The sequence below is a fragment of the Furfurilactobacillus sp. WILCCON 0119 genome (assembly GCF_053471565.1).
Window position 1 is genome coordinate 62,568 of the sequence record NZ_JBPCCV010000006.1, and the last position, 24,653, is coordinate 87,220.

Below are 24,653 nucleotides of genomic sequence, written 5' to 3' on the forward strand. Positions count from 1 at the left end.
GCTTAAAAAAATTGGTACCCCTGTTGGGCACCAATTTGAGTAATTTAAATGATCAGATTGTTAATAAGAACCAAAAACATGACTCGTAAACTTCGTTGATCCCGAGTCACGACTCAAGAACGCTTGGGTCCCGTTTGTCGACTGAACCGTAATGTCGATTGGCACCCCTGACGGTAGGTACTTCGGTGCGACCTGCGCCAAGTACTGGGTGAAACTAATAATCTCTGTTTCGCTATAAAACTGGGTGGTGATCGTGACATTCATCCCCGTAAGGCTGCCATTTTCGTATTGTCCTTGACCCGTCACACTACTAAGGTTAGGGAAGAAATTTTGAACCTGCGTTTTAAAGTTTTCAAAGTTAGTTTCATCGTTGCTTGTGCTGGATGAACTGGAGCCACCGGCCGTTGGGAAGACAACGTTCTTTTGGCTGATCCCCTTCCACGATCCCAATGAACTACCGTTATTAACACTGTAGGAGAAGAACGTTCCCCCGACCAGACTGTCATCTGGTGCTTGCTTATACAACGCAATCACAATGGGAATGTCCTTACCAACACCTTTTTCGGCACGAACCCGCTTCAGAACTTGGGCCGCAATGGCCTTTCCTTGCGCTTCCATGTCGGCATCAGAAATCTTTGTTGAATACTGGGCACCATATTGTTCCTTAGTGTAGTAGTCAACTGCGTTAAGACCGATCCCAATCGTCATCCCTGACAGTTTCAAGTTACTGCCATCCTGTGTCATGTAATCCTGTTCTTCAATCGCTTGCAGATACATCGGGTTCCGCTTGTCAGGGTCTTTTTTACCATTATCTTCTGGATTCAGCCCCGTCGGATTGCTCTTTGACTTCCGGTCAACCCAATTTTGCACCGTTCCAGTGGATAAATACTGTCCCTCTTGGAAGATGTACTTACTGGTCGAAAATTGCTTTTTAGACACATTCAACAAGCCATTTTCAAAGCTCTTTAAATTCAAAGTGTTGTCGTCTTGGTCATTTGTGACCCCACGTGACTTACTGGTCTGATAATGACCATCTTTGATGACACCCTGGTAACTGCCGCTATTGGCTTCACCCGTCGTCTGTGTCTTTTTTGAGTTCGACGTTGTGGTTGTTCCACTCTGTGTTTTACTAATGTTGCCACATGCGGCTAACATCACCATGGATGACAGCAGGGCCACCCCAATCCAAAACTTCTTCACCTTGATTTAGCTCCTTCTTGGTTAACTGACCGACGTTAACCGTTCATTAGTCAGCGGCCATTGTCTCCGCAAACCGCGTTTCATCCCAAACTTCAATTCCTAATTCCGTTGCCTTTGTTAGTTTGCTACCCGCTGCTTCACCAGCAATCAACAGATCGGTACTCTTTGACACGCTCCCGGTCACCTTGGCACCGTGCGCTGTCAACCAAGTGGTGGCAGCCGACCGTGTCATCTGGGTTAGCTTTCCAGTCAGCACAACCCGTTTGCCACCAAAGAACGGGTCATCCGCGCCTTGGGCAATATCTGGTCCATTATAGCGCATGTTCACGCCGGCCGCTGTTAATTCTTCAACAAGTTGCTGGGCTGCTTCGGTGCCAAAATACTGCGCTACCGCATCCCCGATGACCATACCCATGCCATCAATTGCCGCGATGTCTTCTGCCGTCGCCGTCATCACCGCTTGCATGGTTTGAAAATGAGCAGCAACTTGGCGAGCCGCCTTTGAACCTAGGTGGCGAATCCCCAAGCCGAATAACAAACGTTCCAAAGAATTATTACGGCTATTATCAATCGCTGTCAATAAATTGGCAGCAGATTTCTCACCAAATTTAGTTAAAGTTAACAATTCATCTTTTTTTAGTGAGTACAACCCAGCCACATCTTCTAATAGGTGCCGGTCGTAGAGTTGGTTGACCAACGCCGGGCCCAGTCCGTCGATGTTCATTGCATCTCGTGACGCAAAGTGGGCCAACCCCACCGTTATCTGTGCGGGACACTTCGGATTAATGCACCGTAATGCCACCTCGTCATCCAGATGAACTAACGGGCTCTCACACGATGGACACGACGTTGGAATGACGTAGGCCTCACTGTCGGCGGGCCGTTTACTCAAAACCACTTCACCGATTTCAGGGATGATATCTCCCGCCTTGTGGAGCGTGACAACATCGTTAATCCGAACGCCCTTTTCCATTAAGTAATCAGGATTGTGCAGTGACGCGCGGGCAACTGTCGTGCCGGCAAGTTGAACCGGATCCATCACTGCCGTTGGTGTTACGATCCCCGTCCGGCCGACCGTCCATTCGATCTCACGAACCACTGTTTGCTGTTCATCCGGTGGAAATTTGTACGCAATTTCCCACCGTGGCACTTTAACCGTGTTGCCCAACTCGTCTTGTTGATCAACAGGGTTGACCTTGACCACAATACCGTCAATACCGTAACTTAACGTGTCCCGTTGCGCGGTATATTCATCAATGTACGCCTGAATTTCAGCCATGTTCGTGCAGACACGGCTGTGTGGATTGACCGTAAAGCCAAGTTCTTCATACCGGGCTAAGGCCTCGTGTTGGGTGCTAACCCCAAGCGCGGCAAAGTCTGTGGTGTAATAAATAAACGTTGCTAACTGCCGCTCCGCAGTGACCTGTTTATCTAACTGTCGCAAAGATCCCGCCGCGGCGTTTCTTGGGTTGGCAAACGGTGTCTTTCCGTCTGCTTCCTGACGTTCGTTTAATGCAGCAAACGCCGCCTTAGGCATGTAACACTCCCCGCGAACTTCAATGGAGAGCGGTTCTGTTAACTGCTTAGGGATGGACGCCACGGTTCGAAGATTCTCGGTAATGTCCTCACCAATGTTTCCGTCACCACGGGTTGACCCTTGAACAAAGACCCCATCTTCATAAACGAGCGAAATCGCTAACCCATCAATTTTTAGTTCGCAATTGTAGGCAAGTTCTTCCTGTCCCAAATTTTGCTTAGTTCGAGCGTCAAACTCAGCCAGCTCTTCAACAGAAAATACATCGCCCATTGATAACATTGGCACAGCATGATCGATCTTACTGAACCCCGGCAACGTCACGTCACCAACCTGTTGACTGGGAGAATCTGCCGTTACGAGTGCGGGGAACGCTGCTTCTAACGCAAGTAACCGCTGATACCGTTCGTCATAGACGTGATCCTCCACGGTGGGCGCATCCTGAACATAGTACGCATTCCGCCACTGATTCAACTGATTCCGTAGTGCTGCCAGTTCTGTTTCTGCAGCGTCGTTTGTCATCTCTGTAACTGGTTGATCTGCCATCATCAGGGCCTCCTCTTTAAAATGACTTATACTTTGGTGATTGGTGCAAAGGCCGCCAGCAACCGCTTGATTCCTTGTTCTGGAAAGGCAATGTCGAGTTCGGCGTCTTCACCGCTCCCATTAACCTTCACAACGGTTCCTTCGCCCCACTTTTTGTGCGTGACCTTGTCGCCGGCTGCCCAACCAACCTGTTCGGCACCGGTGCCCTTTGCCCGTTCCACAGTGGATTTTGTTCCCTGCGGTTTAGCTTTATAGGTTGTGGATAACGCTGAGGCAGTGCGCCGATCAAACGGTGTCTTCACGCTACCAGCACTGGCCATTCCACCTGCACTTTGGTTTTCAGAGTGAAGAAGGTCTGGATTAATTTCTTCGACAAATCGTGACGCTGGGTTGTTTTGAACCCGACCGTACAGCAAGCGAGAAAAGGCGTTTGTTAAAAACAGCTTTTCCTTCGCCCGGGTGATTCCAACGTAGGCTAACCGCCGTTCTTCTTCCAGCTCGTCTTCTTCCATAAGGGCCCGTGAAAGTGGGAAAATGCCCTCTTCCATCCCCATTAAAAAGACAACTGGGAATTCTAGTCCCTTGGCCGCATGAAGCGTCATCAACGTCACAGCCTGCCCGTTTTCTTCGTCCACATCATCTAAGTCTGAAACTAATGCTAAATCAGCCAAGAAGTCGACGAATTTATCACCGGACCCATCGGGCACCACCTCGCCGGCTGCTTCTGCATCCGTTGGTAACGGCGTTGATGGCTCATAGTGATCATCAAACTGCTTGGTAACGGACAGAAATTCCTCCAAGTTTTCGATGCGGGTATCGTCTTCCAGTGAATGGGTCGCCTTTAGCGCTGCTAAATAACCAGACTTATCCAGTAATTCTTCCGTTAACTCGGTCACCGTTGCGCTTGAACGGTGGGCACTGATGGTGGCCATCATGTGACCAAAATCATCAAACGAATTCCGTGCCCGTCCAGAAACGTCGTTTGCCATGGCGACGTTTTGGGCCGCCTCCAACAGACTGAAATTATTATAGTTGGCAAATGCCCGGAGCTTTTCCACAGAGCCACTCCCCAACCCACGTTTAGGTTCGTTAATGATCCGTTCAAAACTCATGTCATCTTGCGGGTTCACCAGCAACGTTAAGTAAGCCAACACATCCCGGATTTCTTTACGGTCGTAGAACTTATGACCCCCGACCATGTTATATGGCACATTACTCTTAACCAATGCGTCTTCAATCGATCGTGATTGCGCGTTGGTCCGGTACAAAATGGCGAAGTCGCCGTAATTACGGTGGCCACTTTGCATCTGCTTTTCAATTTGGGCAATCACAAACAACGCTTCGTCACGTTCACTTTGCGCACGGTAATAAGAGATCGGTTCACCAGAACCATTCTCTGTCCATAACTCCTTTTTCCGACGTAAAACGTTATTTTCAATGACCTGGTTGGCCGCAGTCAAAATCGTCTGCGTGGACCGATAGTTTTGGGCCAGCATAACCGTTTGTGCTTCGGGATAATCCTTTTCAAAATCAAGAATGTTGTTCATGTTGGCACCACGCCAACCGTAAATACTCTGATCAGCATCCCCAACAACACACAGGTTGTGCGTCCGGGCAGCTAACAGTGACACCAGCTTATACTGCGCATTATTCGTGTCTTGGTATTCATCCACATGAATGTATTCAAACTTTTTCTGGTAAAACGCTAAGACATCTGGCGCCTTTTCAAATAATTCAATCGTTAACATGATCAAATCATCAAAATCCAACGCCTGGTTCGCCTTTAATTCACGTTGGTACGCTTCATAAACGGTTGCCGTAATTTGTTCAAACGGCGTGTTTGCGTTCGCCGCGTAATCTTCTGCCGTTTGCAGGTCGTTCTTGGCGTTCGAAATCGCACCTAGTAACGACCGGGGATCGTACTTCTTCGGATCGATGTTTTGTTCACGCAAAATCCGCTTCACTAACGTCCGTTGTTCCCCGGTATCCGTGATCGTAAATGCCTTGTTGTACGCCAACCGGTCGATATCGCGCCGCAAAATCCGCACACACAGTGCGTGGAACGTTGATACCCAGACATCTTCACCACTTGTGCCAAGCAGAGCCACTACCCGTTCACGCATTTCGCGGGCCGCTTTATTCGTAAACGTAATTGCTAAAATATGCCATGGCTTTACGTCCTGCTCTTCAATTAAATAGGCCACCCGGTGCGTTAAAACCCGGGTCTTCCCGGAGCCAGCACCAGCCATGATCAATAATGGCCCGGCAGTCGTCTGAACTGCCTCTTGTTGTTTATCGTTTAATCCCTCTAATAATGTGGTCGCACTCACGGAATTATGCCCGCCTCTCGTTAAAATTCAGTAGTTAAAGTATACCAAAATCTGCCCTGACAAACCATCATAGCGAACGTATGTTTTCGTTAAATTTTCCCCAGTCATTTTTCGGGCCGCGACACTGGTTTCTCCCCTAAATGAGGGTGCTCTAAACACAAAATAGCCATGGCGAACAAAAAGGCATCCGTCATGACTATCATCTAAGTGGGCATCATTACAGTCCACGTTTTTCTTGATTTAAAGCGCGCCATTTCGTTCTGACCGACTTGGCGTTGGCTGCACTGGGCGGCGTGGATCCCAAATCGTGGTTGCCGACAGTTGGTTCAACCCATCCTGAACGGTTGGGGCCTGGATCAACACGTGCCCGGCCGCTGGTGAAATTTTTCGGCCGCTTCGGTGATAAAAAACAAACTCCCAGTTTGATTTAATGATCCATTGTGTGCGAATTGCTTCCAATTGGTCATCGTCAAAAGAAGCCAGCACCGTCGCCGTATATTGCACTGGTTCCGCAATCGGTAGACCTGCCACCGCATGCAAATGGGCCTCAAACATGTTGATGTTGGCCGCTTTATCAAAGACCAGCCCGGAGCGATCCATGGCGGGCACAAGGTCCCGTAAGAACAAATTCCCGGTCTCCGTGATCAGGAAACTCACTTGAAAAACACCGCAGTAGTTCAAATGTTGGGCGATTCCTTCTGTGATCCGTTTAATCTCGGTCTCCACCTCGTCCGCCAATCGCGCTGGGGCCACCGCGCGCATTAACCGCCCCCGCTGATAACTGGTCTCAATGATTGGAAATAACCGAATGTGCGCGCCAGAGCCCTGTTCTTTCGAGTCGCCCTTGACCACGAGCACAGAAACTTCCTGTGTATGTGGCACCATCGCCTCTAAAATGTGGGGCCCATTTTGCAACATATCCGCCGCTAACGGTACTTCAGCCTGCGACCGAATCGTGAGCTGCTGTTCGCGTTCGATCCCCTTTTGAAGGGGCTTCAATACCGCGGGGTACCCAATTGACGCTGCGGACGCGTAGATGTCGTCCAATTCAACGATTGTTGCATAGGGGGGAATATTGATGTTCAGTTCTTCAAAAAATGCCCGTTCCAAAGAGCGGTCCTGCATCATCGCCAACGTTTCATAGTTTTGGGGGACCCGGGTAAACTGACTGATAAATTCGATCATGTCACTTGGAACGTGCTCTGATTCATACGTCACCACGTCACAATTTTCAGCAAAGGCCTGCAAGCGTTGTTGATCGGTAAAGGACCCAACAAACACCACGTCAGCCAAACTTGCAATTTCGCTGTCGCCTTCTGATGTGTACGCAGCAACGGTCAGCCCAACTCGCCGGGCCGCGTTAACCAGTAACGGGCCGTTGGAACTATTACCAATAATGCCAATTGTATTTCCAGGGTAAAGTACATTTCCTGCCACGGGGTCAGCCTCCAATAATTAATCGCTTTTCATAATCGTAAGTAAAATATACCGCAATTCACGGCAAAATGTACACTGTGACGGCTTTACGCCCGCCAGTTAGTTGGTCTGATCATACTTGTTGAGGTGGTACTTTTCAACAACTTCGATGATTTTATTCGTGTACGCGGGGTCCGTTGCGTACCCGTCTTTCTGGAGCGCGGCGGCGCCCGCTTTATAATCCGTCGCGGCCAACACATCCGCATACTTATTTGCGTTCCAATCCACGCCGTTCACAAACAACTGCGCATGCGCCGTAAATGATTCCTGCCAATTTGCGTACGTTCGAAACCGCGCGTTCACCGTTTCGTAATGGTCGTTGACATATTCTTGGGTACTTAGAGTCACCCCGGGTTCTGCCGAGCCGGCCTTCACCCCAAAGTAATTATGGTACTTGCTTGCTAACGTTGAGCTCCCCCAGTCTGATTCCAAAATCGCCTGCGCAATTTGGATGCTGGCTAAAACGTGGGTCCGCTGCTGCAATTGTTGCGCATATGGGGCAACCCGTTTAATGAAAGCTTGGTGTTCTTGAGTGACCGAATCGACTTGCGGCGTGGCCTTTTGGGGGGTCAACATTGTCACCCCCACACCACTAATTGCTAGCGCTAAGACAAGGACCGTCGCCATGACAAGTCCAGTATTAAACCATCGTAGTCGACCATGATCGATAAAAAAGTTTTTAATTTGTCGACGAAATCGTTTTAGTCCCGTCCCACGTCGTTTTTTCTTCGCCACACTGTGCCGTCCTTTTTTGTTTGTTAAGGTCATTTAAACACAGATTACACCCGTTCATCCGCTTCTCACGAACGCGCTAACAAAAAATTAAGGATTCAATCATCCATTGGCTAAAGCCCCGTCGTTGACAACGTCCCGGCGCTTTTGTAGCATTAAGGACAACCGAAAGTTTTACTTTAATAAGACCAGCCGTTTTTCATAATGGGTTGTGTCAATCATGGCCGGCATAAACGACAAGCCACCCATTTTTAATTAAGAGAGGATTTCAAAAGACATGGTACACCCACTGTGGCGTCAATTTCCAACCGTTAACCACCAGTTAACGCAACTTACAGCTTACTTACCAACATGTGTCAACACATCAAATGATGCCATCAACGCGCAGGTCACCGCACTCCTAACAAACGGTGGTAAATTTTTACGGCCCGGCTTTTTTTACCTCTTGGCTGGCTTAGGACCTGACCAAAAGCCTTCACGGCTTCAGTCTGGTGCCGCAGCCATTGAACTACTGCATGTTGCAACGCTGATTCATGATGACGTCTTGGACGTTGCCGAAATTCGCCATGGTCAACCAACGCTTCAGGTTCAAAACAGCAATAAAATCGCCATTTACACCGGTGACTTGTTGTTCACTAGTTACTTTGCCGAGATTCTCAAAGCGGCCGAGACGCCCGCCCAAATTCAGGCAGCAAACACCGTCATGCAGGCAATTCTTGGTGGCGAATTAGATCAACTAACGGTCAATTTTGACCCACACGTGACGACTACGGCCTACCTCAACGAAATTCAAGGAAAAACCGCCCGCTTATTTGAATTCGCGGCAACGTTTGCCGTCGAACTCAGTCATGGTCGTGCTGACCTTGCCGCTACTGCCGGTCAGATCGGGTTAGCCATCGGGACGGCCTACCAAATTCGTGACGATATTTTGGACTACGTGGCAGATGCCACTACCGCTACCAAACCCGTGCAACATGATCTCCGGCAGGGTGTTTACACGCTTCCTTTGCTCCTCGCCAGTCAACAAGACCCAGACTGGTTCAAAGCGGCACTTGCTGATCAAAAGCACCTGACAGACGAAGCGGTTGCGACCATTAATAACCGGGTCCAGGCGCTTCATGGTCCTGAACTAGCAGAAACCGTTGCCCGTGAGTACACGGACCACGCCTTGGCCCTGATTGCAACGCTTCCAGCACCCGTTAGTGACCAATTAACGCAGCTGACGACACAATTATTACAACGAAACGCCTAATAAAATAACTGCCCTTATTCTCGGTGCGATGGTAAAAGTCAGTTGTCCACAAACGACTTCAATCATCGCACCGTTTTTTAGTAGCATTCAGTTCACATGATGAGTAGAATGGAATCAATTGGTTCACCCATTATTAATGTTTAAAAGGAGGGGATTCTCATTCAACTTGCATTGCGTCGGACGGTAGCAGCCGTTACTGCCATTATTTTCGGGGTGATTTTTTTCACCGCTCTTGCTCGTCAAACAAGTAGTTTCAGTGATTCCTTATGGCTCCAACCCTCCAGCCTCTTTTTTATGGCGCTGACGGTCGGAGTGTTCATGGTGGTTATCAACATGTGGCTTGGGCGCCTCCCGGATAAGTGGTCGAACTGGGTTAGCGCCGTTGTTTTAGGCCTCGCCATTATTGTCCAACTGTACATTGCTTTCCAGTTCGTTGGGATCGGTAATACGGGCCCTGCGTTAGTTCGCCTTCAGGCCCTAAACCTGGTCCATGGTTCTCACCACTGGTTTAGCTACTTTGCGTGGTACCAGCATGATGTCAACCTCGCAATCATCCTTTCATGGATCATCAAACTGTTTCACGTTCATTCTGCCATCACGACTGGTTATGCCCTTAACCTGCTAAACTTCATTTTGATCGACTTTACGTTGATCATGAGTTGGCGACTGGTGCGCCGGTATGTTGCCGCAAGTTCTTCGGCCATGTTTGCCATTTTAACGGCGATTTTTGCTCCCTTTTATTGGTTTGCCCTGAACTTTTACGTCGACACACTGGCCGTTGTTATTCCCTTGATGCTCGTTGTGTTATTAAACCGCTATTTTTCCCGGCAACAACGCTTAAATAAAGTTGGCTATGCCGCATTACTGGCCGTTGTCTTTACACTCGGTTACCTCATCAAGCCAAACTTGATCATCGTGCCCATCGCCATTTTGATTTACTGGCTTTTGGCGGCGAAAATCAACCGGACGTCCATCATTCGTGGTTTACTGGGGCTCGGCGTCTTTCTTCTCGTTTGGCTCGCCGGGGTTGGCGTCAGCCATGCCATCCAAGGGCACTACGGTTATCGCGTCAATCAAAGTAAGCAACTGCCAACGTCTGCATGGGCCGTTATGGGACTTAACTCAGATAGTAATGGGCGCTTTAATGACGCGGATGCCCGTAAAATGAGTGGTCACGACCAGCATCAAAATAACGTCACCACCCGCCGCTTGCTTAAACAACGGTTCTCAGACCGTGGCATCTGGGGTGTTCTGGGCCAAGGCTATCAAAAGACCATGACCATGTGGTCCACTGGGAGTCTTGACATGTTTGAATCACCGAACCAGTTCTTCAAGCAGCCCACCTTCTATCAAGTTCATAAAAACAAGCTACAATTCTTAATGATCAACCTGACGCAGGTCGTTTATCTGACGGTGCTCGGTGCCATGTTTATTGGCTCTTTATTTGAAATGCTGGCACCACGGCGAAACCAAGTTCTGTTTTATGAATTAATCGTGCTTGGGATTTACGGGATGCACACGTTGCTATGGACGGTAGACGCACACTACGCATACGTCACCTTCCCCATCCTCTTCATGATGGCTGCGACAGGGCTTCACGACATTAGTACCGCCCTTAAAAACTTCTTTGCACATCCTTCTTACGGTGAACGTGGTCGGACATGGACCGGGATCGTTACCCTCCTCGTGTTTGCCATTGGGCTTGGTTACGCAGATCATCATGATCGCCAACCGTTAGTGCAAACTGCGGTCACTCAAACCCAAGTCGTTAGCTCGCAAATGGTTGCTAATTACGCACAGCGTGATTCCCTCACACTAAAGCCGAACCAATCATTGACACAAAAAGTCGTTACGACCCGGCCGTTTAGTCAATTAGAGTTGCCAGATGTGACCACCCGATCGGCAGATCTCCACGTCGACCTTCAGTTGAACAACCAGACCCTCTACAAGTGGTCAGCTGACGACATCAATCATGGAACCGCGGTGACCCTGCAGGATCCTGGCACCTATACGTTTAAAATCACGAACCATACATCGCATAATGTCACGGTTCCGACCACCGCAAGTCCGTACTTAACCTTAGCGGACCATGCGATTGCCGGTCACCCGAACCACTATTTGCGGTATCGGATCCTAAACGTCTTTTCAACACCAATCATTTCTAACAAACAGTACCAATTGCTCTTCATTAGTTTTGCTGTCCTTGCCATTATTAGTGCGCTCGGCCTTGAATACTGGCCAAACCCCAACTGGCACGAACCAGAACTTGATTAAACCAATAAACGCCATTACTGATAACGATTATCAGTAATGGCGTTTATTTTAGTTTCATTCATTGTTGTGAACGGTTCAACCACGTAACGGCATCCGCCGTCAGGTAAGTACTGTAATGACGCCGAACGGTTTGTCGTTGGGCATACGTTGCTAAGGGAAGGCGCACCGGCTCAACAAGGTTATTTGTAACCAGTTGATCCGCATACTTAAGGTCCCCCGCCGTTATCTGGGTAATAAATAGTGGATTATCCATAACAACGTCCTGCCACTGATCCTGAACAATTCCCAACGCCCGGACGGCCCGTGGCGTCCGGTTTAAATAGTCCTGCCAGTCAGTCTCTGTTAATGCCGTCATTAAATTACCTCCATGTCCGTTAACCGCACCACAACACCCGGCGGTGACGTAACGCTCAATGCTTGCGTCCCCGTAAGGACCCAGGCCACCTGATGAAAGCCGTGATCATTGAGCCGACGCTCCCCGGCACCGTCCGTTAAAATGATCACCAGGTCATTTTGCGTTCGCCGCGGGTCATGAACTAAGGTATCAAAAATGGCTTGATAGCGTGTCCCCCCACCCGCTCGCCGGGTTTTCATCACCGCTTGTGCAGCGAGTTTTCCCGCAACAACTCGTACCATGGACCCAACCGCCGCGTCAAAGGTCGTGACAAAAACTGGTTTAGCACTGGCACTCACAATGGCGACCAGTTCATCCAATAGCCGCGCTAGCGTTGACGCATCGATGGACGCCGATTCATCCACAAACACGACCACTTGGCTTGTCAACCGGGTCAGCGTGCCGGGCAGTTCCATTCGCTGTGGCTGGCGGCGGTTAAACCGCGACTGACTGACCTGTTTGCCTTCCGGTAATCGCCCCACTAACCGAGCGAATAACGCGGCCCACGGCAAACTCGTGTGGGGCGACGTCCTCTGCTCCAGCGCCGTTTGAACGGCACTTGGTAACTGCCCACGTTGACGGGCGGTCGTGTGGGCCACGGTTTCTTGAACAAGCTGCGCCAGCTGCCCTTCTGCTTGGTTTGAATCCGTCGCAAGCGTTGCCCAGCTATCATGATTATCCACTAATTGTGGGCGCTTGGTTGGCGACGCCCTCTGCGCCTTCTCATTTTGAGTGGCATGCTCATGACGGTGAAGTGATGGCGCGCCGGCCGTGTTTTGTGCGGCCAGTGCATCCCCACGCTGGGTCTGCTCGTTTAGTGCGTGCAGGTAAACGCTCGAATCCGCGTTTTCCGGGAGTGAATGCCCCACCTGCTGTTCTAACGCAGCAAGCGTCCACGTCCCGGGGAACGCATTTGGTAATGCTTGGTTAACCGTGACGTCGGTCGCAATCGTAACGTTTATGGCAGCCGCCTCGTCTGCGTACCGGATGGGGTGCCCCCACAACAGGTGCAAACTAATGTGGATCAGTTGCTGCATCAAGGCCGTCGCATTCACACTCTGGTCCCAGTTGGCGTCGTTCACGATCAGTCCCAACTGATGATCACGCCACGCAATGGCAAACAGGGTTGAAATCGTCGCCTCGTGCCACCGGGGGAGTTGCACCAACAACTGCCCGTAGACCGGAAATTGCCGGGTCAGGTCCATCAGTGCGGTGCTTAAAACGGATTCGCTATCCGCCGGTGAAACCACCGCCGTTTGGTGAAGGCGGGTTAACGCCTGATCAATATTTATCATTCACTCACCTAACAATTTGTCCGTTTAAAATCTGGACGACATACTGAGCAAGGTCAGGAACACCTGCCGTTTGAATCCCAGCAAGCCAGCCCGGTTGATTACCAAGCGCATGAATCACCGCGTACTGGCCATCTGCCGGAAGCTGTTGTAACAACGTTTGCCACCGCTGGGCATTGGCCGTGACCGTTAACGGATAATCCGCCGCGTTGCCTGCCGCAATCACCAACGCCTGCTGGTCCCCCAACGTCAGCGCCGTAAATTGTTCCGCAATGGCCGGTGGCAGCGCTGGTTCCGACAACTCTGTGTACACCGCCGCCACGGTCAGGCTGTTGTTAAGGAACGCCGTAAACTTTGCGCCAACCGTCAAGCCTAAGTCCCCTGTAAGCAGGTCAAAGCGGAGCGCGGCTTGCTGCGTTTCAGGTAACCTTGCCAACTGCCGCAGGTTATCGGAAACCCGTTGCCATGCCCGCGGCGTTGGGTACAAGTCGGCGTCGTGTTCGGTTGGTCGCAACTCCTCGGGGTGATCCGTCAGGTAGGCCTGCACCTGGGGGACAATGTTCATTAACTCCTGTGCATTAGTCTTCTTCGCCCACGTTAACCAATCCGCCACGGACACCCGCATTTCTAGCCGCGTTGTTCGATCCTTAATGGCGTCATCGCCAGCAGTCACACCGTAAAACGTCTGTTCAAACCCGGCCATTTGGGCGTCCGGATTTTCCGCAAGGATTAGTTGCACCTCATCGGGTAACGTCAGGTCGTTAATTTGCCGTTGGAGCACCAAATTCATTAGCTCACTTTGAACGGCTTGTGTCCCCCGGTTAAATTCGTCCAACAACCAAATGATCGGTTGGCCTGGGTGGGCCTCCGCAAACTTAATGATGGCGATCAACGTGTGCGCATAGCCAAACTGAACATCCGCCAACTGCCCGTACTGCTTGGTCTGGACGTAACTCGCGCTGGTTAACGGCGGGATGGGAATTGCCAAGTCACCCTTTTCCGATAAACTAACAACGGTTGTAAAGAGTTTCGCGTGCAACGTTTCGGCGACCTCAGCCACCACGGCGGATTTTCCGATCCCGGCCTCCCCCACAATGTTTGGGACATGCCCTGCCCGTAACACAACCGGAATGGCGGTCAGTAATTCTTGATATGAAAGCGCCATGTCGTCACCCCTTTCCTTTTTAATCGTTACGTTTAATATACGCCCTTCCCCGGGTAACACAAATCCGGTACCACTTGCCATCAAAATGACAAATCGTACCGGATTATAATCATACTTCAGTTCGACCTTTATCAAGGTTGTACAGTCGTTTAAACCGGGCACTGGTTTTATACAGTTCGTGCGGATCGCCCGCTAGTTCAAACTGACCAGCCTCCACAAACCGAACATCATTGACGTGGGTAATTCCCTCCAAATGGTGGGTCACCCAGATGATCGTTTTGTCATGTAACACCTTAAAAACAGTGTCCAATAACTCGTGTTCAGTAATGGGATCAAGACTCACGGTTGGTTCGTCGAGGATAATGATCGGTGCATCCTGCAAAAGAATCCGAGCGAGTGCAAACCGTTGGCGCTCACCACCCGAGAAGCGGGCCCCGGCTTCATCCACCACCGTATTGTATCCACGGGGGAGACTCGTTACTAGATCAGTCAATTCAACGGCATCGATCGCCGCCTTAACGGCCTCATCCGTTGCCGCCAGGTTCCCTAACCGCACGTTATTCATGATTGTCGTATTAAACAGGTAGGGTTGCTGATCAAGTACACCAAACAGTTGGCCCCGCTCATCTTGTAACTGACTAATGTCGATTCCATTAACCGTGACTGTCCCGCTGGTCGGCGTTTCATCCCCTAAAATCAGCTTCAATAACGTGGACTTCCCGGTTCCTGATGGCCCAAGTAACGCCACCTTGTCACCACGATGAATTGTCCAATCAATGTCCGTTAACACCGGTCGATCCGCGGTGTAGCCAAAGTTCACGTGGCTCAACGCAATGGTTGTGACCGCTTCGGGCGCCAATGATTGCTGAGAAATGACTGGCCCAGTCGTTTGATCGAGCTGATTGACCCGCTTGATGGAGTCTTGGTACACCGGCCATTCTGACACGCCTTGCGGAATCGAGGCAAACGCATCCGTGGATGGGAAGATGGCCAAAACAAACGCTGCGATCCAATCCAACGCCAAGTGCGACGTGTTAAAGTACGCGCCGGCCCAGTAGATCATGCAAATCGCAATCACTAAAACGACCAGTTGAACGCCTAGATCACGCCACCACTGAAAATGATTGTCCTCATCTTGTAGCGTCATCATTTCTTTTAGCGGTGCCGTTTGCCGGTCCATGAAATCATCCTCACGCCCAGAAATCACCCAGTCACTAACACCCAACACGGCATCCGTCATTGATGTATACAGTTTTTGTTGCGTTTGTTTCTGTTTGAACTCCCGCGCCCCGTTTAAGGACACGGAAAGTAACGGCATGATGATGACAATAACACCCAGGAGCAGCGCCATTAAGCCAGCAAATGGCCAACTAAACGTCCCGATGGCAATCACAACAAATAGATACAAGATCCAGCCGACGATCAGTGGAAATACCGTCCGCAAGTAGAGGTTTTCAATGTGGTCAATATCTTCTGCAAGTAACCCGAGGATGTCCCCCGTTTGGTGCCGCTGCCGAATCGCAACCGCGTCACGTTCAACGGATTGATACAGTTTCTTTCGGAAATCAGACACGATCCGCAGCACCCAGTTATGGCTCGTCAGCCGTTCTGCATACTTCAGCGTTGGCCGTGCGATCCCAAACGCCCGCACTAAAACCGTCGTGGCGTAAATGAGCATGATGTTAAACGGGTGCTGAGCGGCCCGACTAATCAAGTAGCCGGAGGTAAACATGAGCGCAGATCCCGTAATGGACGTCAGCGCACCAAGAATGAGGACCAATAAAAGGAGTGGCCGGTACTTTTTCAAGTATGGCATGACCCATGAATCGCTTTGAAATGTGTTGAAGAAGCCCTTCATAGTTCGTCGCCCCCCATCTCGTGGCGCAGTGCCGTATAGGCCCCGTCTAGTCGGGCTGCCAATTCATCCGGCGTCCCCTGCTCCACAATCTTTCCGTGCTCGATCACCAAGAGATAATCCATCTCATTCAACCAATGTAGCCGGTGGGTCGCAAAGAAAACCAAATGGTTGTTAAAGACCGGCTTGATGGTCTCCTTCAGGCCCACTTCCGTTTCGATATCAAGGTGAGCGGTTGGTTCATCAAACAGTAAGATCCGGCGCTCGTCGTCAAGAAAGGCCCGGGCCAGCGCAATTCGTTGTGCCTGACCACCAGAGACACCACGAGCCCCTTCACCAATCTGCGTCGCAAGACCATCGGGCAAACTGGCAACCCAGTCGCTCAATCCCGCTTGGCTCACAGCGCGCTTCACCGCGTCATCATCCGCAGTTGGTGTGTAAAACTTAATGTTTTCCGCCAGACTGGCATGGAACAAATACGGTGCTTGCGGAATGTAAAGGAACCGGTTTTGCCAGTTCTTTTGACTCAAGTGAGGCACTGTCAGGCCGTTCACCTGAATCATGCCATCATCTTCGGTTGGTCGTAAGAACCCACCAAGCAGGTTAATCAGTGTTGATTTTCCTGACCCGGATGGGCCAATGATCCCAATCTTTTGAAACCCGGTTGCCGTGACGTTAATGTCAGTTAGTGACGGCGCATTATCATACGCAAAGTTCACGTGACTGAGCGTCAGTTGACTGTCAGCCGTCCATGTTGGTTGTGCTGTGGGTAAGACTTCTTGATCCGTTGGTTCAGGATAGTCCAGCACCGCTAACACCGCGGTCAACGCATTCTTCCCGTTTAACGTTGCGTGGTAATCATTAGCAAAGTTCCGGATCGGTAAGAAATATTCCGGGGCCAAGATCAATAGCGTTAGTGCCGGAAAAAGTTCAATCTTCCCGGCCACCAAGCCTAAACCCAAGAAGACAGCCACAACCGCAATGGATAACGTGGTGAAGAAATCGAGTGCAAACGTCGATAAAATGGCAATCGTCAGCGTTCCCATTGTTTTCTTACGGTGATCTTCAGACACACTGTAAATGTTATTGGCGTACTTCTTGCTCAACCCCAACTGTTTTAACGTTGGTAACCCACGGAGAGCGTCCACGAAGTTGTTCGATAACTGGGTGTAGCTTTCATATTCCCGATCCGCCTTATCCTGCGCCGCATAACCCAAAATGATCATAAATAAGATAATCAGAGGAAAAATGCAGAGCAAAAACAAAGCTTCCTGCCACCGTAACGTGAACATGTAGACCAGTAAAACAAACGGAATGATCATCATGTCAAACACCTTGATGATGACAAGCATCAGGTACGTGTTGACCTGATTCATCCCCTCAAGTGCCATGGTCACGACGTTTCCTGTTCCTTGTTTTGCGACAATGGCCGGCCCAACGTCGATCAATTTTTGCAATAATTGCTGGCGTAATGCCGCCACCGTTTTATCGACCCACGGTTCCATGACCCGGTTCTTAACCATCACTAATAGTTGTCGTAACGCAAAAGCACCCGCGAATAACACCACGGGTAGCCAAATTTTTGCTTCAGCAACACGGTTCCATAGGTCCGTCAACGTGTGTGACAAGTAGACCCCTTGAAACAGGATACTAAAAGCTTGCAGGACCACAAGCCCTGCAAGCACGATCAGCATTTTAGTGATGCCTGGTAATTTAAAAACACGCTGATCAATCATGTTTTTGACACTCCTCGTTGTTCAGATTTAACTTGCTTTGATCCGCTTGTAAAAGACCCAGTAACTCCAGATCTGGTAGGCCAAAACAAATGGCAAGATGCACAGCGCGATCCACGTCATTAGGTTAAGCGTGTACGGCGAACTGGAAGCATTCTTGATCAGAATACTGTGGGTTGCGTCGTTTGCCACCATAACCCGTGGAAAGAGCCCTACAAATAATAATAGAACAACCGAGGCTAATGTTAAACCACCGCTAATGAAGGCGGTCACTTCATGGCCACGTAAGAGGCCGATGTAGGCCACCAAACTTAATGCAACAATCAGAGCCAAAATCAGTGTTGTGAGCACTGGCTTCTTGTCGAAGAAATCCGTGTACACGTAAACTAAAATTGCAAAAACAACTTCACCGGCAAAGAGCACTGGGTAAAGCACCTTAGCCCACGTTTGCGCCCGGTCATGGAGCGTTCCAAACGTCTTCAACCGAATGAAGTTTAACCCGTGCAGGTAGCACAATAAGGCAACGGCAACCCCACCGACGATGGAGAACCAGTTAACGTAGTCCGTGAAGTGACCAATGACATCACCCTGGGCGTCAATTGGCATCCCTTTAACCATGTCAGTAAAGATCATCCCCAGAAGGAACGGTGCAGCAAATGACGCAATGGTTAACGCCCAATCCCAGAACCGGCGCCAGAAGTTTGTCCGCATTTCCTTTCGAAATTCAAACGAGACCCCACGCATGATCAGGGCAACTAACACCAGTAAGAACATGATGTAGAATCCTGAAAACAGTGATGCATACCACGCACCAAATGACGCAAACATCGCCCCACCAGCCGTGATCAAGTACACTTCGTTACCGTCCCAGTGGGGCCCAATGGTCCGCACCAGTGCGTCGCGTTCATGGTCATTGGCAGCCAAGGTGTGCGCGCTCATGCCGACCCCAAAGTCGAACCCTTCCAAAAAGAAGAAGATGGCAAATAATAATCCGATTAAGATAAACCACAAAATTTGTAGACTAGTCATGGTTGAATGCCCCCTTCGCGTATGGATCAACGGTTGAATCACCGTCATCATCGTCCTTGTTGACCCCGTAACCACTTTGCAGGTCAGCGTCCGGTCCGTCCACTAACACCCGGTGACTTAACACGATCATCACGGCGCCCATGCCGGCAAACAACAGGAAGTAGATGATGTTACTGAACAGCAGTGACCCCGCCGTAACGTGTGGTGACACGGCGTCCGCAATCGTCAGTAACCCGTAAACGACCCATGGATAACGCCCTAATTCTGTAATCAACCATCCACAAGTGTTGGCAATGAATGGTAACCATAATGACAGTCCCAAGATGTACAGGAACCACCGGTACCGCACAATTTGGTCAGAGCCCTTCCGGTTCCAGTACAACCCTAGAATAGCCAACAATCCGAACACCCCAGCAGACATCGCCATGATCCGGAAGCTGTAGAACAAGGTGTGGGTTGGGACGTAGTAGTTCATGTCCTTCCCAAACTTTTTATCGTACTTCTGGTGCAATTCTTTGTTCAACGGGTTGGCCCCGGTCACTGCCCCACTTGTCTTGTGGTAGGATAATAAACTCAGAACGTACGGAATTTCAATGCTCCACGTCGTCTTGTGGTTCTTCGTGTCCATGCCTTCGATCACAGACCACGCCGCGTGCTTATCCGTTGTTTTGTAAATCCCTTCGGTTGCAGCAAATTTCATCGGTTGGTTTTTGATGATGTATTGTGTTTGCAAGTCACCAACGGCAGTCACACCGATGGCAGCAACCAGGCCAACAATCAAGCTGACCTTGATGCTCTTCCGCCAAAAGTCAACGTTCTTCCCCTTCAGTAACCGCCAAGCAGATGAGCCGGCAATTACAAAAGCAGCCGTGATAAAGGCTCCGAACAGAACATGTGGTAATTCTAACCATAATTGCGGATTCTTCACGACGTCCATGAAATTAACCATGACCGCTTTGGTATTCCCGTTGACCGTCTTTAAGGCGTAACCAACGGGATCCTGCATGAATGAGTTGGCCGCTAAGATCCACACAGCTGAAAGCATGGAGCCAAACGCCGTCAACCAAATGAACAAACAGTGCCATGCTGGCTTAAACCGGTCCCAAGTAAACATCCACAGTCCGATGAATGTTGACTCCAGGAAAAAGGCAGCCAGTGCTTCGATGGCTAAGGGAGCCCCGAAAATATCCCCCATAAACCGTGAATATTGTGACCAGTTCATCCCGAATTGGAATTCCTGAATGATCCCGGTCACTACCCCCACTGCGAAGGACAACAGGAAGATTTTTCCCCAAAACTGGGTCATCTTCTTGTAGATTTCCTTCTTTTGGATCACGTAGTTTGTCTCCATGATCGCCACTACTAGGCCCATTCCGATTGAGAACGGGACGAAGAAGAAGTGGAAGATTGTCGTCATCGCGAATTGAAATCGCGCTAATGAAAGAATGCTAAACCCTAAAATTGACATCACACTTCGCTCCTTTGGCATATTGATGTAATGAGTAACGCTGCACAAAGCGATCGGTGCGCCGCCCCCTCACGGACTAATGAGTGACCGAACCCCTCTTCTCATCTGCTTCGTTACCGTTTTAAATTGTGGACAACTTATCACACAAGAAAGTTCGTCCGCTATGTAACCGCTCTCCACAACTTAAATTATATCGAGTGATAAATGAGTTTTCAAATATAATGTCAAATTAATGGCCAATTCTCACAATTCTTTCCTTGATTCAGTCGCCGTAATATAAAGTGAATTAACTATTCGGCCTTTAGAAACCGGACAGCCGCGCCTGTTGAGCCAGATGAGCATTACATTAAATTGCACTTTATTACGAAACTCATCATAATGAACAGTAATCCCACCATCCCATTATTTAACGAAAGAAGGATTGCTTTATGGAACAACTTCTTAGCTTTATGCCACTCACGGACGATGAACGCGCCGTGATTGCCAACAATGATACGAACATCGTCTTACCAGATGACATTACGGCAGGGCGCGTTGACCCAGCCACCATCACCATGATCTACGGTTGGCAACCAGACTTAGGCCGCCAGGTTGTCACCGCCGCTGGCACTAACCTCAAGTGGGTTCAAACAATGTCTGCCGGGGTCGACTACTTGCCACTGACGGAATTAACGAAAAATAACGTCGCGGTAACGAACGCTAGTGGCATCCATGCAGCCGCCATCGCGCAATCCATTTTGGGCTACATCTTCCACTTTACCCGCGGGATTTGGACGGCCGAGCAACGCCGGAGCGCCCACCACTGGGAACAGTCTGCCCCTGACTTACTGGTTGCTGACGAAACATCCGTCCTGATTTTCAGTACCGGCCACATTGCCACTGAAACAGCCCGGCTATTAAAGGAAATGGGCGTTCACGTTGCTGGAATCAACCATACAGGTCATCCAGCGGACCACTTTGACGAAACATTCCCCATCACTGACTACGCGACGGCATTGAAAACGGCTGACGTGATCGTGAACATCATGCCTGGAACGCCAGAAACAGAGGGCTACTTTAATAAGGCCTTCTTTGATCAGCTAACTGACAAATTGTTGTTCATCAACGTTGGCCGAGGCAGTTCTGTTGTTAATGACGACCTCATCGCCGCAATTGATAACGGCAACGTGAAGTACGCAGCCCTGGATGTTGTTGCACCAGAACCACTCCCAACGACTTCACCACTCTGGGATCATGAACGAATCTTACTCACACCGCATATCTCTGGTGTTATGGACCACTTGGGGACCCGTCTGTTCCCAATCTTCTCCACTAACCTAGCAAGTCTTGTGGCTGACGGCCACGTTAGTCGCAATGAAGTCGACTTGAACGCCGGTTATTAATCACATACGTAAAATGAGCCGCCACGATTTTATCGTGACGGCTCATTTTTTGTCTAATTAACAATTCCTAATCGTTCTTGGGTGCGCTCTCGTTATTCAAAGCCTGTCGTGCCCGACTGTGATGGTAGCCGTATGCAGCGTACAGCACCAGCCCAACCGCCTGCCACACTAGAAAGGCAAGCCACGTGAAGCCCTGGAGCATGACCATTAAGCCCACACAGCAGACAAATGATAATAAGGGTAACCACGGAAAGAATGGGACGTGGAACGCCGCCTTCGCGTTTGCAAACTGTGGGTTTCGTCGAAGGAAAACGACCCCAAGTGAGACCAGCGCAAACGCAAACAGCGTACCGATGTTGACCAGTTCAGAAACTAAACTGATCGGAATCAGGGCCGCAAACACGGCGGCCACAAAGCCGAAGATCAGTGTGTTGGCAACCGGGACATGTGTCTTGGGGTGCAATTTGTGCAGCCGTTGTGGCAACAGGCCATCCCGTGAGATCGCAAAGATCAACCGCGTGCCACCATAGGACATTACCAAAAGAACCGTGGTCATCCCCACGATGGCCCCTAGTGAAATAATGCCAGAGAGTGCGTTTAAATGTAATGCTTCTAGCGCATACGCAACTGGATCCGCCACGTTGAGGTGGGTGTACTTCACGACCCCAACCAGCACCGTTGCTAACGCAATGTACAGAATTGACGCAATCAGTAAGGAAAGACTAATTCCGATCGGCATGTCACGCTGTGGGCGTTTAACTTCTTCAGCGGCCGAGGACACAGCGTCAAACCCAACGTACGCATAAAAGGCCAGTGCGGCTCCCTTGAACACCCCACCCACACCAAATGGCATAAACGGATGGTAGTTAGCCGGTTTAACGTAAAAAACGGCGACCCCAATGAAGAGCACGATCACGGCAATCTTCAAGATGACCATCGCTGTGTTGACCTTTGCTGATTCATGCACCCCACCCAGGAGGAGAACCGCAATCAACATGACGATCACAAACGCAATCAGATCAAACCGTCCGCCAGGAACACTCGCCGTCCCTGGTGCCGCACGCAACGCGACCGGAAGTTTAACACCAAAGCCTGCGAGGATGTTTTGAAAGTACGCTGACCAGCTGGTGGCCACTGACGACACGGAGAACATGTACTCAGACACAAGCGACCAGCCCAGAACCCACGCAATCAGCTCACCAAACACCGTATAAACGTATGTATACGCGCTCCCGGCTAACGGGATGGTGGATGAGAACTCGGAGTAACAGAGCGCCGCTAACGCGCACACAATGGCTGCCAGCACAAACGACAGCATGCCGGCTGGTCCTGCATGCAGTGACGCAATCACACCAGGCGTGATAAAAATCCCAGCACCGACGATGGCCCCAACCCCCATTGTGGTTAAGTTTCCCGCCGTTAATGTCTTGGCTAGACCGGACTGTTTAAGAATGTCGCTGGTCGTATCTTTCTTAACAAAAAGCTGTGTGAATGCTGACATCGCGTTTCCTCCTTCATCGTTTTCTAACGATTTTCTTATCTAATTTTCAATCCACTTAGTGTAACAAAGATTGTGACAGATTGAAAATAGAAATAAGGATAAACGTCCACCACATGAATTTTCCAGTTGGCGGTTAAAAATTAATCTCAATGGTCAGTCCCAGCCAACCCGCAATTTTTTGAATTGTCTTGCTAACACCCTTTTTACTCAAGTTAACGTATAAAAAGATGTCAGGTTCAATTTCAAAGGCTGCCTCTTGCCCACTTGGGAATACATTTTGTTGGCGACCAAGGATATTTTTCGATGTTGCTTTATCATCAACAAGAAATTCCAATAGTTGTTCTCGATACTTGGACGATTTTAGTAATCGCCGCACAAATTTAATAAGAACCTGCCGGGAAACTCCGTCGCTAATAGTCTGGTGGTCAAACTGAACAAATAAATGTCCGTTTAACGTTTCATCCACTAGGCCATTATTAACAGATAATAAATCAATGTTAGCAACGTCTTCCAAGATATCAAAGAATGAATTCCACAGCTCATCTGCCTGGATCGTTGATAATCGATCAATATATCCCGAATTCCCCACCGTTCCATTCATTAGTTGAAGATGGTCGTCATCACTATAGTATTGAACAAATCTCTTCTCTAAATATTCCGCCTGAGTTTTGGTCAGATGATTATCCGTTCGTCCAAAAAAGATAATTTTTTTTAACCACGCTTTATCACTATTCTGATTATGCTGAGCCAACCGGCGATTAATGGTTTGTCCTGCTGTTTGACCAACATACCGCATGTTATTACCGATCAGAATATAAACGCCCGAATTATTCGCATATGGCAAACTTTTCAAATATGGTAAGTCAGCCCGGTCACATGTCACAACTACCGCTGGTTCTTGTTCATAAACCGAAACATTGTCTTTTTCTCGGTTTCGTGTAACAAAAATACTTCTCATTTCTGCATACTCCTATTTTCATGAATTAATTTTCCTGTGTAAACATCTCAAAATCTTCATTTGAGGTGGTGGATCAGGTGCACGCTGGTTGACAGCTATTAGGTTATCGAGGTTCTTGAATAGGTCACCAACTTTATCCTGTTCATCCATATTTTTTGGTAAATCAACAATAGTTTGAAAAAAATCATTCGGTGCTATGTTTAATAAACCATGATTCCTTGCACCTTCTGCTGCATTTTTGCTAACTTCCCTGTACCATGCAGACGTATCATAATAACTAACTAAGAATTGTGAATTCACCTGCACTGGTTCAAATACAATATACAATGTCGATAAGACTCCCATGGGATAACGGTCCAAGCGTTTAATTGCTCCCCATGGATAACCATTTGAATAGCTTTTGTTGTATGCAAATTCTCCGTTCTTAACAAGAAAATAATTACTTATATTCTTACTTGCAATTTGTTTATCAAAAAAATCGTTTTGATCCACTAATCCATCCTGAGCAGAGATGGTTAAAGGCAACGTCGAT

General features: G+C 49.3%; 18 protein-coding genes. 3 read left to right on the top strand and 15 right to left on the bottom strand.

From position 1 onward, the window contains the following. Positions 1 to 60: 60 nt before the first annotated feature. The 5 genes from ACRYI5_RS10000 to ACRYI5_RS10020 form a co-directional block, all read right to left on the bottom strand. On the bottom strand, positions 61 to 1,200 hold the full coding sequence (locus ACRYI5_RS10000; protein WP_448225151.1) for a CamS family sex pheromone protein: 1,140 nt from the start codon (positions 1,198 to 1,200) through the stop codon (positions 61 to 63). Positions 1,201 to 1,246: 46 nt separating this feature from the next. Beyond that, the gene (gene ligA, locus ACRYI5_RS10005) at positions 1,247 to 3,280 is read right to left on the bottom strand and encodes an NAD-dependent DNA ligase LigA (protein ID WP_448225152.1); all 2,034 of its coding nucleotides are present in this window, start codon (positions 3,278 to 3,280) and stop codon (positions 1,247 to 1,249) included. Between the two features lie 26 nt (positions 3,281 to 3,306). Then, entirely contained in the window at positions 3,307 to 5,610 is a 2,304-nt protein-coding gene (gene pcrA, locus ACRYI5_RS10010; protein WP_448225153.1) for a DNA helicase PcrA, read from the bottom strand. A 240-nt stretch (positions 5,611 to 5,850) separates the two neighbouring features. Then, the gene (locus ACRYI5_RS10015; RefSeq protein ID WP_407879200.1) at positions 5,851 to 7,047 is read right to left on the bottom strand and encodes an ATP-grasp domain-containing protein; all 1,197 of its coding nucleotides are present in this window, start codon (positions 7,045 to 7,047) and stop codon (positions 5,851 to 5,853) included. A 99-nt stretch (positions 7,048 to 7,146) separates the two neighbouring features. Continuing rightward, positions 7,147 to 7,821 carry a glycoside hydrolase family 73 protein gene (locus tag ACRYI5_RS10020; protein ID WP_448225154.1) on the bottom strand — a complete coding sequence of 225 codons (675 nt, stop codon included), beginning with the start codon at positions 7,819 to 7,821 and terminating at the stop codon, positions 7,147 to 7,149. A gap of 274 nt (positions 7,822 to 8,095) precedes the next feature. On the opposite strand from ACRYI5_RS10020, the gene ACRYI5_RS10025 reads away from it, so the two are divergent. After that, positions 8,096 to 9,070 carry a polyprenyl synthetase family protein gene (locus ACRYI5_RS10025; protein ID WP_448225155.1) on the top strand — a complete coding sequence of 325 codons (975 nt, stop codon included), beginning with the start codon at positions 8,096 to 8,098 and terminating at the stop codon, positions 9,068 to 9,070. 318 nt (positions 9,071 to 9,388) lie between these two features. Further along, positions 9,389 to 11,344 carry a glycosyltransferase family 39 protein gene (locus ACRYI5_RS10030; protein ID WP_448225156.1) on the top strand — a complete coding sequence of 652 codons (1,956 nt, stop codon included), beginning with the start codon at positions 9,389 to 9,391 and terminating at the stop codon, positions 11,342 to 11,344. A gap of 58 nt (positions 11,345 to 11,402) precedes the next feature. On the opposite strand, the gene ACRYI5_RS10035 is transcribed toward ACRYI5_RS10030, so the two are convergent. The 7 genes from ACRYI5_RS10035 to ACRYI5_RS10065 all read right to left on the bottom strand — a co-directional run bounded on the left by ACRYI5_RS10035 (position 11,403) and on the right by ACRYI5_RS10065 (position 20,280). Further along, entirely contained in the window at positions 11,403 to 11,699 is a 297-nt protein-coding gene (locus ACRYI5_RS10035) for a hypothetical protein (protein WP_448225157.1), read from the bottom strand. Then, on the bottom strand, positions 11,699 to 13,033 hold the full coding sequence (locus ACRYI5_RS10040) for a VWA-like domain-containing protein (RefSeq protein WP_448225158.1): 1,335 nt from the start codon (positions 13,031 to 13,033) through the stop codon (positions 11,699 to 11,701). The genes ACRYI5_RS10035 and ACRYI5_RS10040 overlap by 1 nt, the downstream gene beginning before the upstream one ends. A 4-nt stretch (positions 13,034 to 13,037) precedes the next feature. Beyond that, positions 13,038 to 14,195, bottom strand: coding sequence for an ATP-binding protein (locus tag ACRYI5_RS10045; RefSeq protein ID WP_448225159.1), 1,158 nt, complete (start codon positions 14,193 to 14,195; stop codon positions 13,038 to 13,040). A gap of 109 nt (positions 14,196 to 14,304) precedes the next feature. Further along, on the bottom strand, positions 14,305 to 16,053 hold the full coding sequence (gene cydC, locus ACRYI5_RS10050) for a thiol reductant ABC exporter subunit CydC (RefSeq protein ID WP_448225160.1): 1,749 nt from the start codon (positions 16,051 to 16,053) through the stop codon (positions 14,305 to 14,307). Next, positions 16,050 to 17,786 (bottom strand): thiol reductant ABC exporter subunit CydD, encoded by a 1,737-nt coding sequence (gene cydD, locus ACRYI5_RS10055; RefSeq protein ID WP_448225161.1) that lies wholly within the window; start codon positions 17,784 to 17,786, stop codon positions 16,050 to 16,052. The genes cydC and cydD overlap by 4 nt, the downstream gene beginning before the upstream one ends. Before the next feature lie 27 nt (positions 17,787 to 17,813). Further along, positions 17,814 to 18,812, bottom strand: a complete 999-nt coding sequence (gene cydB, locus ACRYI5_RS10060) for a cytochrome d ubiquinol oxidase subunit II (RefSeq protein WP_448225162.1) — start codon at positions 18,810 to 18,812, stop codon at positions 17,814 to 17,816. After that, positions 18,805 to 20,280 carry a cytochrome ubiquinol oxidase subunit I gene (locus ACRYI5_RS10065; RefSeq protein WP_448225163.1) on the bottom strand — a complete coding sequence of 492 codons (1,476 nt, stop codon included), beginning with the start codon at positions 20,278 to 20,280 and terminating at the stop codon, positions 18,805 to 18,807. Before ACRYI5_RS10065 ends, cydB begins: the two co-directional genes overlap by 8 nt. 428 nt (positions 20,281 to 20,708) lie before the next feature. Between ACRYI5_RS10065 and ACRYI5_RS10070 the strand changes: the two genes are divergently transcribed. Then, positions 20,709 to 21,662: an NAD(P)-dependent oxidoreductase gene (locus ACRYI5_RS10070; RefSeq protein ID WP_448225164.1), complete on the top strand. Its 954-nt coding sequence runs from the start codon at positions 20,709 to 20,711 to the stop codon at positions 21,660 to 21,662. Positions 21,663 to 21,729: 67 nt separating this feature from the next. On the opposite strand, the gene ACRYI5_RS10075 is transcribed toward ACRYI5_RS10070, so the two are convergent. The 3 genes from ACRYI5_RS10075 to ACRYI5_RS10085 all read right to left on the bottom strand — a co-directional run bounded on the left by ACRYI5_RS10075 (position 21,730) and on the right by ACRYI5_RS10085 (position 24,613). Beyond that, positions 21,730 to 23,163, bottom strand: coding sequence for an amino acid permease (locus tag ACRYI5_RS10075; protein ID WP_448225165.1), 1,434 nt, complete (start codon positions 23,161 to 23,163; stop codon positions 21,730 to 21,732). Positions 23,164 to 23,296: 133 nt separating this feature from the next. Further along, complete coding sequence (locus ACRYI5_RS10080; protein WP_448225166.1) at positions 23,297 to 24,121, bottom strand: GIY-YIG nuclease family protein; 825 nt, start codon at positions 24,119 to 24,121, stop codon at positions 23,297 to 23,299. A gap of 18 nt (positions 24,122 to 24,139) precedes the next feature. Beyond that, the gene (locus ACRYI5_RS10085; RefSeq protein WP_448225167.1) at positions 24,140 to 24,613 is read right to left on the bottom strand and encodes a restriction endonuclease subunit S; all 474 of its coding nucleotides are present in this window, start codon (positions 24,611 to 24,613) and stop codon (positions 24,140 to 24,142) included. Positions 24,614 to 24,653: the final 40 nt, after the last annotated feature.

Coding starts and splice junctions, on each gene's coding strand:
- ligA (WP_448225152.1), bottom strand. CDS start 3,280: ATGGCAGATCAACCAGTTACAGAGATGACAAACGACGCTGCAGAAACA.
- ACRYI5_RS10025 (WP_448225155.1), top strand. CDS start 8,096: ATGGTACACCCACTGTGGCGTCAATTTCCAACCGTTAACCACCAGTTA.
- ACRYI5_RS10030 (WP_448225156.1), top strand. CDS start 9,389: ATGGTGGTTATCAACATGTGGCTTGGGCGCCTCCCGGATAAGTGGTCG.
- ACRYI5_RS10035 (WP_448225157.1), bottom strand. CDS start 11,699: ATGACGGCATTAACAGAGACTGACTGGCAGGACTATTTAAACCGGACG.
- ACRYI5_RS10040 (WP_448225158.1), bottom strand. CDS start 13,033: ATGATAAATATTGATCAGGCGTTAACCCGCCTTCACCAAACGGCGGTG.
- ACRYI5_RS10045 (WP_448225159.1), bottom strand. CDS start 14,195: ATGGCGCTTTCATATCAAGAATTACTGACCGCCATTCCGGTTGTGTTA.
- cydC (WP_448225160.1), bottom strand. CDS start 16,053: ATGAAGGGCTTCTTCAACACATTTCAAAGCGATTCATGGGTCATGCCA.
- cydD (WP_448225161.1), bottom strand. CDS start 17,786: ATGATTGATCAGCGTGTTTTTAAATTACCAGGCATCACTAAAATGCTG.
- cydB (WP_448225162.1), bottom strand. CDS start 18,812: ATGACTAGTCTACAAATTTTGTGGTTTATCTTAATCGGATTATTATTT.
- ACRYI5_RS10065 (WP_448225163.1), bottom strand. CDS start 20,280: ATGTCAATTTTAGGGTTTAGCATTCTTTCATTAGCGCGATTTCAATTC.
- ACRYI5_RS10070 (WP_448225164.1), top strand. CDS start 20,709: ATGGAACAACTTCTTAGCTTTATGCCACTCACGGACGATGAACGCGCC.
- ACRYI5_RS10075 (WP_448225165.1), bottom strand. CDS start 23,163: ATGTCAGCATTCACACAGCTTTTTGTTAAGAAAGATACGACCAGCGAC.
- ACRYI5_RS10080 (WP_448225166.1), bottom strand. CDS start 24,121: ATGAGAAGTATTTTTGTTACACGAAACCGAGAAAAAGACAATGTTTCG.